General features: G+C 29.8%; 1 protein-coding gene and 1 pseudogene. Both read left to right on the top strand.

The features are described 5' to 3' along the window. Nucleotides 1-320 precede the first annotated feature (320 nt). A pseudogene (locus DW269_RS12400) lies at nucleotides 321-617 on the top strand (YfhO family protein); the annotation flags it as partial. A 69-nt stretch (nucleotides 618-686) separates the two neighbouring features. Beyond that, complete coding sequence (locus DW269_RS12395; protein ID WP_117460322.1) at nucleotides 687-1,604, top strand: glycosyltransferase family 2 protein; 918 nt, start codon at nucleotides 687-689, stop codon at nucleotides 1,602-1,604. The last annotated feature ends 79 nt before the right edge of the window (nucleotides 1,605-1,683 follow it).

Genomic DNA, 1,683 nt, shown 5'->3' with positions numbered 1-1,683 from the left:
CTAATCATTTTTAAGCGCCTTTTTATTTAATGTCCTTGACACGGGGTCCACATTAGAATTTTTTATGATCCTTTTTGACAGCCAGTATGCAAAACTAAGTAAATGTCAAATAACATATTGGATGAGAATCAAATGTTTTTAGATACCAAATTGTTGATAAATATCTAATTATCAGTTACATCAAGAAAACAAAAGAATTCTTAAAAAATTTTAACTAAAATATTAAAATTTATTAAATCATATACACATGCAGTACCATTTATATAACCACATGCCGATATGTGATATAATATTTTTACTTAAATTCATATGATAATGCCTATTTTTATGCATTAGATTTAAGTGTATTAAATCAGTGTGCTCAAACAGTACGTAAGAACAAAGTAAACATCTCAATGAAGAATGGTTCTATTGATACAACAGTCAAAACAGAAGATAAAGATAGTTATTTATATTTATCTGTTCCTGTAGATGATGGTTGGGATGTATTAATGAATAACGAGAAGGCAGAAGTAAAATCATTTGGAAACTGCTTATATGCAATTAAAATTCATTCTGGTACTAATAAAATTACTATGAGATATCATACAAACACAAAAAACTTGGTATTGGCTTAACAGCAGGGGCAATACTATTTATTCTTGCGAATGCAATCTATAGAAAAAAATATTGTAAGGAGAATTAAAATGAAAGGTTTATTAAGTATTATAATACCATCTTATAATGAAGGACTATTAATTGATAATACTGCGAATGTAGTAGTAGATATCATGACAGAACATAAGATTCCTTATGAAATCTTATTTGTGGATGATGGTTCTAAGGATGATACTTGGAATAGAATCCAAACAGCATCAGAGAAACATGAACATGTAAGAGGTGTTCATTTTTCTAGAAACTTTGGTAAAGAATCTGCAATTACTGCAGGTTTAACATATGCAAAGGGGGATTGTTGTGTTGTCATGGACTGTGATTTACAACATCCACCAATTAAAATTGTAGAAATGTATAAATTATGGCAGGAAGGATATGAAGTTGTAGAAGCTGTCAAAGAGGATAGAGGAGAAGAATCAGGTATCCATAGATTTATGGCTAATACTTTCTATAAGATCATCTCTAAGTTGACTAATATCGATATGATGAATGCATCAGACTTCAAGCTTCTTGATAGAAAAGTTATGTTGGTACTACTTAACATGAAAGAAAAGAATTCTTTCTTTAGAGCTTTATCTTCATGGGTAGGATTTAAGACAACACAGATTCCATTTAGAGTAGCTGAAAGAGAAGCAGGGGAATCAAAGTGGTCTACTAAATCACTAGTTAAGTATGCAATACTTAATATTACTTCTTTCTCTTCTGCACCTATGCAGATTGTCACTATTTGTGGTTTTATCATGTTACTTGTCTCTGTAATATTTGGTATTAACTCAATTGTGCAGTATATAAATGGTACAGCTTTAGGAGGTTTTACTACAGTTATTCTACTTCAGTTATTCTCTAGTAGTATTATCATGATCTGTCTTGGTATTATTGGTTACTATATTGCACAGATTTATGATGAAATCAAAGGAAGACCTAAGTTCATCGTTTCAGAAGAATGTTAGAATGGATGTGATTGATCACATCCTTTCGTATTATAGAACTAGAAGTTATTCAAGTAATAATTCTAGTTTTTTATTTTAT

This window comes from Catenibacterium sp. AM22-6LB (genome assembly GCF_003435615.1).
GTDB classification, from domain to species: domain Bacteria; phylum Bacillota_I; class Bacilli_A; order Erysipelotrichales; family Coprobacillaceae; genus Catenibacterium; species Catenibacterium mitsuoka_A.
The sequence above is the reverse complement of the archived record's forward strand: the minus strand, read 5'-3'. Positions and strand labels throughout refer to the sequence as shown.

What these genes read in the sequence shown, in the direction of transcription:
- DW269_RS12395 (WP_117460322.1), top strand. Translation starts at nt 687, where the DNA reads ATGAAAGGTTTATTAAGTATTATAATACCATCTTATAATGAAGGACTA.